Origin of the sequence: Natronospirillum operosum (assembly GCF_004768465.1) — a bacterium.
Lineage (GTDB): Bacteria > Pseudomonadota > Gammaproteobacteria > Pseudomonadales > Natronospirillaceae > Natronospirillum > Natronospirillum operosum.
In genome coordinates, this window is sequence record NZ_SRMF01000001.1 from 350625 (window position 1) to 362766 (window position 12142).

8 protein-coding genes and 4 tRNA genes are annotated in these 12142 nt (G+C 62.4%); 11 read left to right on the forward strand and 1 reads right to left on the reverse strand.

The window, feature by feature from the left end; translation table 11 throughout:
* Nucleotides 1–6 precede the first annotated feature (6 nt).
* The 11 genes from E4656_RS01660 to ylqF all read left to right on the forward strand — a co-directional run bounded on the left by E4656_RS01660 (nucleotide 7) and on the right by ylqF (nucleotide 8822).
* The gene (locus E4656_RS01660; RefSeq protein ID WP_135480599.1) at nucleotides 7–1173 is read left to right on the forward strand and encodes a sodium ion-translocating decarboxylase subunit beta; all 1167 of its coding nucleotides are present in this window, start codon (nucleotides 7–9) and stop codon (nucleotides 1171–1173) included.
* A 122-nt stretch (nucleotides 1174–1295) separates the two neighbouring features.
* Complete coding sequence (locus E4656_RS01665) at nucleotides 1296–2531, forward strand: hypothetical protein (RefSeq protein WP_135480601.1); 1236 nt, start codon at nucleotides 1296–1298, stop codon at nucleotides 2529–2531.
* Nucleotides 2528–3220 carry an OmpA/MotB family protein gene (locus tag E4656_RS01670; protein ID WP_135480603.1) on the forward strand — a complete coding sequence of 231 codons (693 nt, stop codon included), beginning with the start codon at nucleotides 2528–2530 and terminating at the stop codon, nucleotides 3218–3220. Before E4656_RS01665 ends, E4656_RS01670 begins: the two co-directional genes overlap by 4 nt.
* 14 nt (nucleotides 3221–3234) lie before the next feature.
* Complete coding sequence (locus tag E4656_RS01675) at nucleotides 3235–3747, forward strand: hypothetical protein (protein WP_135480605.1); 513 nt, start codon at nucleotides 3235–3237, stop codon at nucleotides 3745–3747.
* A gap of 115 nt (nucleotides 3748–3862) precedes the next feature.
* Nucleotides 3863–3938: transfer RNA gene (locus tag E4656_RS01680), tRNA-Val, on the forward strand.
* 5 nt (nucleotides 3939–3943) lie between these two features.
* Nucleotides 3944–4020: transfer RNA gene (locus E4656_RS01685), tRNA-Asp, on the forward strand.
* Nucleotides 4021–4122: 102 nt separating this feature from the next.
* Nucleotides 4123–4198, forward strand: a tRNA-Val gene (locus E4656_RS01690).
* A gap of 6 nt (nucleotides 4199–4204) precedes the next feature.
* Nucleotides 4205–4281: transfer RNA gene (locus E4656_RS01695), tRNA-Asp, on the forward strand.
* 734 nt (nucleotides 4282–5015) lie between these two features.
* Nucleotides 5016–7049, forward strand: coding sequence for an NADPH-dependent 2,4-dienoyl-CoA reductase (locus tag E4656_RS01700; RefSeq protein ID WP_135480607.1), 2034 nt, complete (start codon nucleotides 5016–5018; stop codon nucleotides 7047–7049).
* A 53-nt stretch (nucleotides 7050–7102) separates the two neighbouring features.
* Nucleotides 7103–7822: a coiled-coil domain-containing protein gene (locus E4656_RS01705; protein WP_135480609.1), complete on the forward strand. Its 720-nt coding sequence runs from the start codon at nucleotides 7103–7105 to the stop codon at nucleotides 7820–7822.
* 97 nt (nucleotides 7823–7919) lie between these two features.
* Nucleotides 7920–8822 carry a ribosome biogenesis GTPase YlqF gene (gene ylqF / locus E4656_RS01710; RefSeq protein ID WP_240753878.1) on the forward strand — a complete coding sequence of 301 codons (903 nt, stop codon included), beginning with the start codon at nucleotides 7920–7922 and terminating at the stop codon, nucleotides 8820–8822.
* Here ylqF and E4656_RS01715 read toward each other — a convergent pair.
* Nucleotides 8819–12055, reverse strand: coding sequence for an AfsR/SARP family transcriptional regulator (locus tag E4656_RS01715; protein ID WP_135480610.1), 3237 nt, complete (start codon nucleotides 12053–12055; stop codon nucleotides 8819–8821). The two genes, ylqF and E4656_RS01715, sit on opposite strands and share 4 nt — an antisense overlap.
* Nucleotides 12056–12142 lie beyond the last annotated feature (87 nt).

A 12142-nucleotide genomic window follows, 5' to 3' on the forward strand; every position in this document is an offset into this window, starting at 1 on the left:
TCCCTCATGGATAAACTGCATACACTGCTGGCGGAATCCGGGCTGGCCAACCTCAGTCTGGGCGAGTTTGCAATGATCCTGGTGGGCCTGCTGCTGGTCTACCTCGCCATTGCCAAACGCTTCGAACCGCTGCTGCTGCTGCCGATCGGTATCGGCGCCGTACTGGTCAATATACCCGGTGCCGGCCTCTATGATGCGCCGGTCTATGGTGATGCGGGAGAACTGCTGTCACCAGGCGGGCTGCTGTACTACATTTTCACCCTGGGTATCGATACCGGGGTCTTCCCGTTGCTCATCTTCATGGGTGTGGGGGCCATGACCGATTTCGGACCCATGCTGGCCAACCCCAAGACGCTGCTGCTGGGCGCCGCCGCCCAGTTCGGTATCTTTGCCACGCTGCTGGGCGCGCTCGGCCTGAACGAAACCGGGTGGTTCAGCTACTCGCTGGAACAGGCGGCGACCATCGGCATCATCGGCAGTGCGGACGGGCCCACGTCCATTTTCATTGCCAGTCAACTGGCCCCGGAAATACTGGGTGCGGTGGCGGTCGCGGCCTATTCCTACATGGCGCTGGTGCCCATTATCCAGCCGCCCATCATGAAGCTGCTCACCTCGGCCAAGGAGCGCCAGCTCGAGATGAAGCAACTGCGTCCGGTAGGCAAGCGCGAGCGCATCCTGTTCCCGCTGATGCTGCTGATGCTGGTCGCCATGTTCCTGCCCAGCGCCGCGCCGCTGCTCGGCATGTTCTGCTTCGGCAACCTGATGCGTGAATGCGGCGTGGTGGATCGCCTCAGCGACACCACCCAGAATGCGCTGATCAACATTGTCACCATCTTCCTGGGCCTGGGTGTGGGCGCCAAGCTGAACTCCGGCGAATTCCTGAACATGGAAACACTGGGTATCTTCCTGCTGGGTATTGTGGCGTTCGCCATTGGTACCGCCACCGGAGTGCTGATGGCCAAGGGCATGAACATGGTCAGCAAGTCGAAGATCAATCCGCTGATTGGTGCCGCCGGGGTGTCTGCGGTGCCCATGGCCGCCCGCGTGGTGAACAAGGTGGGTCTGCAGGCAAACAATCAGAACTTCCTGTTGATGCATGCCATGGGGCCGAATGTGGCCGGTGTTATCGGTTCGGCCATCGCCGCCGGTGTCATGCTGAGCTTCCTGGGCTGATGCCTGCGCAGCCCTGATGGCATAGCACAGGACTTCAAATCCATGTAATCTGTGGCCCCGTGACTGCTCCTCCTGGAGTGGCCACGGGGTTTTTTCGTTCGACACAGGAGATCAGTCGCGTCATGCCCATCCTCTGGATCGCCGTCGGTATCATCTCCGGCATTGGCCTGTTGACCCTGTATTTCCACTTCTTGCCGCGTTCGCAGTCGGTAGCCTCCCAGGCCCCCTCGATTCTGACCACCCTGGGTATCTTCGGTACCTTTGTCGGTGTCGCCCTGGGCCTGTACGAATTCGACAGTACCGATATCGAAGACAGTGTGCCGGTGCTGCTGGATGGCCTGAAGTTCGCCTTCTGGACCTCCATTGCCGGGCTGAGTGGTGCCCTGAGCATCAAGATGCGCTACGCCTGGATCGATATGCGAACCAGTCGTGGCCGCGAAGGCGACAGCACCGTGGGTGCACTGATCGCTGCTGTCGAGCGCCTGGACGACAATGCCGAAAAGAATCTCGGCGAGCTGGTCAGACAGACGCAGCACAACAGCGAACAGCTGTCCCGCCACCAGGAAGAAATGGTAGAGGCCAATACCCGCGCCCTGTCGGCGGCGATCAAGGAAATCATCTCCGATTTCAATGACCGTATCGAGGTTCAGTACGGCGATAACTTCCGCCAGTTGAACGAGTCGGTCGGGCACATGCTGACCTGGCAGAAACAGCACGAAGAAAATGTGCGTCAGGTGGTGGCTGAACTCGAGAAGGCCTCCCGGCAGATGGTGGAGGCCACAGGCGCCTATGAAAAACTGATGCATCAGACCCAGTCCTTTTCCAGCGTGGCCGAGGGCATGGAATCATTGCTGACCGGCCTGAACCAGCAGAGCGAGCAACTGGCCCAGTATCTGGGCACCATGGCCAGTATGGTGCAGGAAGCACAGAAGGGCCTGCCTGATCTGGAGCAGCGCATCGGGGTGCTGACCACCGGGCTGGCCGATGCCATCGAACAGCAGAACAATCGCATGCAGCAGGTGGTGGACCAGACCGGTCGCCAGTGGCTGGACAGTTCCAACAAGCTGGCCACCGAACTGTCCGAAGGCGTGATTCAGGTGCAGCGGCAATTGGTGGAGCAGGCCGGGCGCGCCCTGACCCAGTCCGAACACCAGTTGCAGCAACTGGACGAGACCCTGCAGACGCAGCTGACCCAGTCCCTGCAGACGTTCGGTTTCCAGTTGACGGCCCTGTCGGAGAAATTCGTCAATGACTATACGCCGCTGACCGAGCGTCTGCAGACGCTGGTGAAGGCTGCCGAGCAGTCGAAACCGGTACCTGAAGGCGGTAGTGGGCAGCGGGGGAGCAGGCGCGGATGACGCCGCTTGAGCAGGAAAACGAAGAACACTGGCTCTCGGTCAGTGACCTGATGGCGGGGCTGATGATGGTGTTCCTGCTGATCGCCATCATCTTCATGATTCACGCCGAACGTGAACGACGGACTGTAACCGACGTCGCCGTGCTCTATGAGCGCCTGCGGCTCGATCTCTACAACGACCTGCTGACCGAATTCGAGCAGGACCTGGAAGCCTGGGGCGCCGAGCTGGATGAAGATCTGACCTTCCGCTTCAACCGGGAAGATCTGCTGTTCGACCGCGGGGAAACCGACCTGCAGCCGGGTTTTCAGACCATACTGGCTGACTTCTTCCCGCGCTATGTCGACATCATTCATCGGCCGCAGTATCGCGATGACATCAGCGAGGTCCGCATCGAGGGTCACACTTCCTCGGCCTGGGGTGACCGCTCCGAAGACGAAGCCTACATCCTGAACATGGAACTGTCGCAGGCGCGAACCCGAGAAGCGGCCTCCTTCCTGCTGGAGCTGGATGCCATCGACGAGGTCAAACCCTGGGTCAAGGCCAACCTGACAGCCAACGGGCTATCGTCCTCCCGGCTGGTGCTGGACGAGGACGGCCAGGAAGACGAGGCCCGCTCGCGGCGTGTCGAATTCCGCGTGGTGACGGATGCAGACCAGCGCATCGAAGATATACTGCAGACTGCGCGCTAACGGGGACACCTTGCATGGAACTGCCCGACTTTCTCGAGTTCGAACCCTTCAATACCCTGCGTGAGCGCATGGGTACGGACAAACTGGGCTATTTCGAGGTGTTTGATCCGGGCCGTCATCTGACTGGCGAGGAACGGGCCGCATTGCGTACCGACGGCGTACGGGTGACGCGCAGCCAGCTGATGATTCTGGGCGACCATACGCTGTCCTACAAGAACAGCCGCGTCGGCCTGGTGGTGGACCAGAAGCTGCATCTGACGCGCTGTAGGGACATTGCCGACATGACCGAAGGCGTCGTGATCAGCTCCGATATCGCGTGGCAGGCGCTTTGTGCTCAGACCGGGCAGACAATTCCTGTCTGCGCCGACTGCCTGCACCAGTTGCGTTATGAAGGCCTGGAGCTGGAAAAAGAGCGCAAACAGCACCACAACCGCAAGGTAATTGCCGAATTTACGCTGGCGCGCTATTTCGAAATTCACCCGGACTATCCGCTCTATGAGCAGACCCATGTGCGGCACCCGTTCTGACCGTAAACCATTGGAATAGAAGAAAAAATCCGGCAAACGTTTGACACCGTCGGAAAATGGATTACAATGCGCCTCACGTTTTCGGGGCAGTAAGAAGTCGCTTCGGGAATGCGGTGGGTGTGTAGCTCAGCTGGGAGAGCATCGCCCTTACAAGGCGAGGGTCAGCGGTTCGATCCCGTTCACACCCACCATTCGCGGACCGGTAGTTCAGTTGGTTAGAATGCCGGCCTGTCACGCCGGAGGTCGCGGGTTCGAGTCCCGTCCGGTCCGCCATCGTTCCTTCCTTCAGGGAGCGAAACATCCGGAAGCCAAGCGCTTCCTGCCTCGTGACAAGGCAACCTGGTGAACAGGCTGATTGCAGTCCGTATCACTCTTGGGTGTGTAGCTCAGCTGGGAGAGCATCGCCCTTACAAGGCGAGGGTCAGCGGTTCGATCCCGTTCACACCCACCATTTTGCGGACCGGTAGTTCAGCTGGTTAGAATGCCGGCCTGTCACGCCGGAGGTCGCGGGTTCGAGTCCCGTCCGGTCCGCCATCGCTTTCCCCCTCTCGTTTTTTCGATAGATCATTGTGATTCGGCTGCTCTGGCAGGCAACACCCTCCAAGCCTTCCAATTTCCGTAGCGAGGGGCGCGAGTCCCGATTTAGGGTCGGTCCTGCCAGCCCCGACAGGCCGCGAACCGTGGTACCTTGTTTCCGGCTGTCGCTGGTCCCCGTCGGGCGGGCCGCAAACTCGCTGCGCTCAGACAAGCGGCCCGCTGATCCTCCGGGCCCTGCGCGCCAGCCGGCGGCACCGCAGATGGTTCGCTTGCCTGCCGGGGACTTGGCAGGAAGCTCCGTCAATGCCACAAGCACAACCGAACCCCAGGGCCTTGTAGTGAGCGACGCGAGTCGCGATGGGCGGCGCAGCCGCCCTTTTTGTGGGCCTGTCGGCCCAATCGGCACTTGCGTGCCTCGCTACAGGAGTTGGGAGGCACGGTTGGAGTCGCCTGTCGGGAACGTTTTTGCATGAGCGAAGCGAGCCCGGAGGGTCAGGCCCAGGGACAGGCCTGGTATGAGTTTTTTGCGTGTCTCACAGGGCATGTACCCGAGCGTGGCGACGGGAATGTGGCAGCATATCTTGAGGGAGCGTCCGACCTGACCCACCGTCTGTGCATCCATTTCACAAATCAGCCCGAACCGCATCGTGCGACTACGGCCAGCCCGCAATCAGTGGTAGTCTGAACCCATTCAAACAACCGTTTAACTGCACATACTCAAGGCTTGCATCATGACAGACACTGCCTTCACCACCCTGTTTTCGCCGCTCGATCTCGGGCCCTTCTCGGTATCCAACCGCCTGATCATGGGGTCCATGCACACCGGCCTTGAAGAGTCGCCCAAGCACTTCGGTCGCCTGGCGGCTTTCTTTCGTCAGCGCGCCACAGGTGGTGCCGGCCTGATCATCACCGGCGGGGTAGCGCCTACTGACGCCGGCCGCGCCATGCCGGGCGGAGCAGCCATGCTGACCGAGGCCGATGCGGAACAGCATCGCATCATTCCGGAAGCCGTACACGAGGTGGGCGGTCGCATCTGCCTGCAATTGCTGCACACCGGGCGCTATGGCTTTCACCCGAATATCGTCAGCGCCACCGATGCCCAGGCACCGATTTCACCGTTTCCGCCCCGAGCCTTGAATGACGACGAGATTCAGGCCGAGATCGAAGGCTTTGCCCGCGCCGCGCAACTGGCCGAACAGGCCGGCTATGACGGCATCGAGATCATGGGGTCCGAAGGCTATTTCATCAACCAGTTCACCTCGCCGGCACTGAATCGGCGCACCGACGACTGGGGCGGCTCGGCAGAGAACCGTCAGCGCCTGGCGATCGAGATTGTGCGCGCCATCAAGGCCGCAGTCAGTGACCGCTTTCTGCTGATATTCCGCCTCTCGCTGCTCGATCTGGTGCCCAATGGCACGCCCTGGTCGGAGGTGGAGCAACTGGCCCACCGGCTGGTCGAAGAAGGCGTGCACGTGCTGAACAGCGGCATTGGCTGGCACGAGTCACGGGTGCCCACCATCGCCTCCATGGTGCCCGCAGCAGCCTTCCGTGAAGCCACGGCAAAGCTGCGTCAGACCGTCAGCGTGCCGGTGGCCGTAACCAACCGCATCAACCGCCCCGAACAGGCCGAGGACCTGCTGTCCGCTGGCACGGCAGACCTGGTCACCATGGCCCGGCCCTGGCTCGCCGATGCCGACTGGGGACGCAAGGCCGGCACCGGCAAGGCCGACGAGATCAATGTCTGCATCGGCTGCAACCAGGCCTGCCTGGACCATATCTTTCAGGGCAAGCCGGTCACCTGCCTGGTCAACCCCTATGCCCTGCAGGAAGATCGCTATTCCCGCCAGCCGGCGGTGCAGTCGCGTCGGGTGGCGGTGATTGGCGGTGGTGTCGGGGGGCTGTCTGCTGCCGTCGAACTGGCCGAGCGCGGGCACGAGGTGCATCTTTATGAGCGCGGCGCTCAGTTGGGCGGGCAGTTCCTGCTCGCAGCCCGCGTACCCGGCAAGGAAGACTACCGGTATACACTGCGCTACTACGAGCAGCGCCTGCAGCACCTGGGTGTCAGCGTGCATCTGAATGCCGAGGTGACCCCGGAGCAACTGCAGGCCGCCGGGCAGCATACCGTGGTGCTGGCCACCGGCGTGCGCCCCCGAGTGCCGGATCTGCCCGGTATCGACCATGGCATGGTGGTGCGCTATGACCAGCTGCTGCGCGGTGACCGCGCGCCCGGCACCCGCATTGCCGTGATGGGCGCCGGCGGCATCGGTTTCGATGTCGGTGAGTTCCTGCTGCACTGCGATGCCCCGGTGACCGCAACCGAAGCCTTCCTGAGCCACTGGGGCATTGATGCCAGTGGTGCAAACCCGGGTGGCCTGATTCACCCGCAGCCACAGCATGCCGCCCGCAAGATTACCCTGTGCCAGCGTTCGGACGAGAAACCCGGCAAGCGGCTGGGCAAGACCACCGGCTGGATTCACCGGCTGCAGCTGCGCACTGGTGGCGTGCAGCATCTGACCGGCATCCAGTATGAGCGCATTGACGATCAGGGCCTGTGGTACACCGATGCCAGGGGTGATTCGCGGTGTCTGGCCGTCGACCAGATTGTGCTCTGTACCGGCCAGGAATCCGAACTGACCCTGCAGGACGGTCTGCTCAGGGCCGGCCTGGAGGTGCACACCATTGGCGGGGCAGACAAGGCCGCAGAGCTGGATGCCAAGCGGGCCATCCGCCAGGGGCTTGAGGTGGCGGTTGCACTCTCGGCCTGATTGACGGAAACTGGACAGTCGCAGTGGTTGTACTGACGGGAGTTCATGTAACAGTGGCTGTACACGCCGAAGCGCTATTGATTTACCAGTCGGACAAGTCTGCCCGCGAGATGCTCTATAGCGAGTTTACCGCCCTGCTGGATGGCATGGTGACCGCTGAGCAGTTCGCCGGGCAGACGCTGGAGGCGGTCTACCTCCAGTTGGACGAGCAGTTGCAGATCAGAGCCCTGGTCTTTTTCCTGCTGCCGTTCAATCAGCAGGGGCAGGTGGCCGAGGAATGGAACCTGCCGCTGCGGGACATGGCCGCCCGCGGCCGGCCGGGGCCGACCCTGAAGGGCACTCCGACCCGGCTGCTGTGCCGCAGCCAGTGCCCGGAAAAGTGGCATGCCTGGCTCTGGGAACCGCATGAACGCTATGGCCGCGACCCCTTTGACGATATACTGCGCGTGCTGCGGCGCAATCGTCTGGGCCTGCTGCCGGCATCGGTTCCGGCGTCCCCGGAGGCACCGGCGGCGGAGCAGACGGAAGCAGCCGAAGTGCCGCTGATCACGGATGTCCAGGCCTCGACGAGCGGGCAGCGCCGCGCCCAGGAAGAGCTGGCTCGGCTGCGCACCCGCGAGCAACAGCTGCGGCACAAGGTCAGCACCTTGCAGGTGCAACTGAACAAGGCGACCCGACGCGCTGACGAGCTGGAAACCGCCAATCAGAAGCTGCGTGATCATATCCGCACGCTGAAGGCCCAGTTTGATCGTCTGCGCTCCCGGGTGACCTAGCCGAATGACCCTGTGTTCCTTGCCAGGTCACGCCGCGGCCAGGCGCCTTTCCTGATCAGACCAACCCATACCGGTTCACAGTCATAACGGAGGTCCGGTGCAGATTCACTGGTACCCGGGCCATATGCACAAGGCCCAGCGCAAGATTCGCGAGATCATGCCGCAGGTTGATGTCATGATCGAGATTGTGGATGCCCGCCTGCCGCAGTCCAGCACCAATACGCTGCTGGCCGAGATTCGGGGCGAGCGGCCCTGTCTGCGCATTCTCAACAAGGCCGACCTGGCCGACCCTGCGGTTACCAAGCAGTGGCGCCGGTTTCTGGCTGAGCAGCCCGGCATCACTCCCTATGTCTCCCACACTGGCCAGCGTCAGCGTCTGCAGGAGATTCCCGAACTGTGCCGGCAACTGGTGCCTCGGCGTGGCCTGCCGGGCAAGCCGGTAAGAGCGCTGATTGCGGGTATTCCCAATGTCGGCAAGTCGACGCTGATCAATCATCTGACAGGCAGGAAGGTCGCCAAAACCGGTAACGAGCCGGCGGTCACCAAACATCAGCAGAAAGTCAGCGCGGGCAAGTATTTCCAGTTGCTGGATACGCCGGGCATCATGCAGCCGTCGCCGGAATCCGTCATGGGCGGCTATCGGCTGGCGGCCAGTGGCGCCATACGGTCCACGGCGATGGAATATGAAGAGGTGGCCCTGTTCACCATCGACTATCTGCTGCAGCGCTATCCCGGTCTGCTGGCCAAACGGTTCCGGCTGGATGAAAGTTCGGATCACGCGCCGGATGTGCTGTCGGCGCTGGCTGAAATTCGGGGCTGCATTCGAGACGGCGGGCTGGATCTGCACCGGGCCAGCGAAATTCTGCTCAATGAGTGGCGCAGCGGCAAGCTGGGGCGCATCAGCCTGGAAGCACCAGAGCAGGAAACGCCGTATCGGTTGTTGCCGGATGACCCGGAGCCCGAACCCGAAGACCCCGAAGAAGGCAACGAGGCGCCTTAGCGCTCGGCGCTCAGCGCCTCATACAGCTGCTGCATGCGCCGCGGCGGCGGCCCATCCAGTTCCTGCTGGTAGAGGCTGCTCAGTTGCTGCCAGGCCCTGGTGAGCCCCTGCCAGCGTCCCTGCTGCGCCTCCAGGCGCAGAATCCCTTCCCACAGGGTGTCCACCAGCACCCGGTGCTTCAGCGCACCCCGGTAGATGCTGAGGGCCGTGTCCGGTTCGCTTGCTTCCAGCCGCCGGCCCAGCTCGGTGGCGACCTGCTCGAATGCACGGCTGACCGACTCCTGATAGATCTCCAGATCAATGGCTTCCAGACCGGACAGCTGCGGTATGCCCTGATACATGCTGTAGGCCATTTGCAGGGTATCAATGGGCTGCCGTTCGGGCCTGCGTGCCAGGTTCATGAAGGCCCAGGTGTCGATCCAGATCAGATCGGGGTTCAGGCGTACCTGACCGCCATCCAGCAACAGTATGCGCGCTTCACCCAGTTGATCGCGCAACCGATGGATGGTGACATGCAGGCTGTTCAGGGCGCGCTGCTCGGTACTGTCCGGCCACAGTGTGGTGGCCAGCCTGGCCTGTGGCAGGCCGTCCGGCCCGGCCATGATGAGCTCGGACAGCACGGCGCGGGCCCGTTTCTGGGCCAGACGGAAGCCCGGCTGACCATCCAGCTCGATATCGAAGCGACCGAGCACATGAATACGACAACGCCAGGGCCAGGCATGGCGCAGGGTGTCCTGGCTCGGGGGGATCAGGTCACGCGCCCGGATCAGCAGTCGTACATAGGCAGATTCAATGTCGTGGCGCAGCGCCAGAGCGCACATCTCGGACAGTTCACGCGCCCTGATCATGATGGGGAAGAACATCTGTTCCCGTGCCGCCGAGGGCAGCCAGCGCCGCAGATAGGGCAGGGCCCTGGCGGGCTGCTTGCGGGCCAGCGGAATGCGGGCCAGCGCCGGATACACCATGGAATCAATGAAGGCGCCCCGGGTCTGGCGATGAATGACACGCGCCTCGCGGGCCTGCCGCAAGGCCTCCGGCAACTGACCGGACTCGGCCAGCAAGCCGGCCAGAGTGGCCCGCAAACCGGCTGAGATGGATGCCGAACCGTGGTTGTCCATGGCTATTATGGCGCGGTGGGAATGGTCAATGGCTTCAGCCGTGCGTCCGTGCAGCCAGGCCTGTCCGGCCAGGAAGTGGGACTGAAAGGTATCGTAGAACGGGCGGTGGGCCTTGATCTCGGTACGCATGAACCAGCGCATCCAGTTGTCATAGGCGTCCCGGTCCTCGAAACAGAGCGCACAGTGCAGCGGCGGTACCGCGTTGTCCCAGGTGCAGATGCCGTGGCTGCGAATCAGCTCGCGGCCCTTTTCCGCCTCTTCCATGCAGCGGTCTCGGTCCGCTTCGAACATCAGCGCCCAAAGCGATGTGAAGGTGTACCACAGGCTGCGCGCCAGCGGCGATGCACGTTCCACCGCCTGTTGCTGATCGCGCATCAGTTGCATGACATGCGCAGCGCCGGCCCGGCGCCCGAACTGCCAGGTGTTCAGGTACATGAGCTGGCTGGCCATCATGACGCGCTCGGTATCGGGTACATCCGCCCCCGCCAGCGCGTTCAGGGTCTCCAACTCCCAGCGTTCCAGTTCCGGGTCCAGCGGACGCGCATAGCCATAGGCGGTCAGGACGCCGCGCAGTACCGGGTACCAGAGTTGGGGCGGCAGATATTGGCGAAACGCCTGCTCATGGGCGAGAAATTCGTCGATCCAGGGGTCGTATTGCGAGATATGGGCCCATTCCAGCCAGATGCTGTCGACAATGCCACTCCAGCATACGGCCATGTGCAGGTAGTCCTGCTGCTCACTCAGAGCCTGCCAGGCAGCAGCCAGAATCTGCCGGGCCGTGGCCGTGTCATTGAGTATCAGGCACATGCCGAACCACATGCTCAAGTGCGCATCCTGGTGGCGCAACTCCTCGGGCAGCGCCATCAGCCATCCGAACAGCTGGTCACCGCGCCCGGTCTGCAGCAGGATGCCGGCAACCTGGCGCAGACCATCGGCCAGGGCTTCCCAGGACTGACTGGCTATCATCAGCTCGGCACTGTCGGACCACTGGCTGGCGGCCCACAGGGCATCGGCCCAGCGCCGCGACATCTGCTGGCGTGCTTCGAAATCGTCCGTGTTCCGGGACTGCTGGTTCAGAAAATCGCGGAACAGATCATGAAAAACATAGTACACGCCCAGTTCTGCATCCTGTTCCTGGCGCAGGAAGGCATGCTGCGCATGCAGTTGCTGCAGCCTGTCGGCCGCACAGGACTCGCCGGTGAGTTCATGCAGCAGGGCTTCCGGAATCACCCGCGGGCAGGCGCAGAATCTGAGCAGCAACTGCTCCCGTTCACTCAGTGGACTGTAGACTTCGGCCATGAACCAGTCGTCCAGCGAACGCTGCAGCAATGCTTCGTTGACCGGCCCGGCCTGGCGCCGACAGTGTTCTACCAGCAACATCAGGCCGGCCGGCCAGCCTTTCAGACCGGTAACGGACCAGTCCCTGCCCTGAACCAGACTGCGGATATCGTCCGATTCCAGACCCTGCAACAGCAGCAGCTCGCTCGCCTCTTCCGGGCTCAGGGTCAGGAGGGCTTCATCGATCAGGGTCAGCTGTCCCTTGCCGCGCAGGCTGATCCAGGTGGGCGGGGGTTCCCGCCGGCTGGCGATGACAATCTGCACACCACCGCTGAGCAGTTCCCCGACGGTAGTGGCCATTACCCTGTGCAGTGGCGACTCTGCAGGGATGTGGTGCATGTCATCTATGAACAGAATCCAGTCGAGTCCGCTGCGCTCGGCGCCTGTTGACTGTGGCCCGACAGCGCTGCGCGGGTCGGCCTTGCGCAGCAGGGTCTGTGCAAACTGGACGACAAACACTTCCGGCGAGGCAGTGTATTCCGGGTTCAATACCGGCAGCGCCAGCGCGTCATCGCCCAGCAGATGCAGCACCTGCTGGCGCAGGGCATAGAAAAAGCCCCCGATACTCAGCCCCTGAGGCGGTACGGGTAACTGCAGCAGTTGCTTGCCGGATTCTGCCGCATAGCTGCGCGCAGTCGAAGTCTTGCCATAGCCGCCGGCGGCGGCGAGCCAGAGAATGGAGCTGTCGGCGTTGCGTGCGATCAGGTCAGTCAGATGTGGCCGTGCAAGCCACTGGCTTCCCTGTGAAACGGGCACCCCAGGTGCGCCACCGTCCATGACACTCCCCTTATTGTTGTTACTGCGTCTGCTATTCCTTTCGAACGAGTCATCCAAGCAGAAAAACAGACATGGGACAAGGTTCAA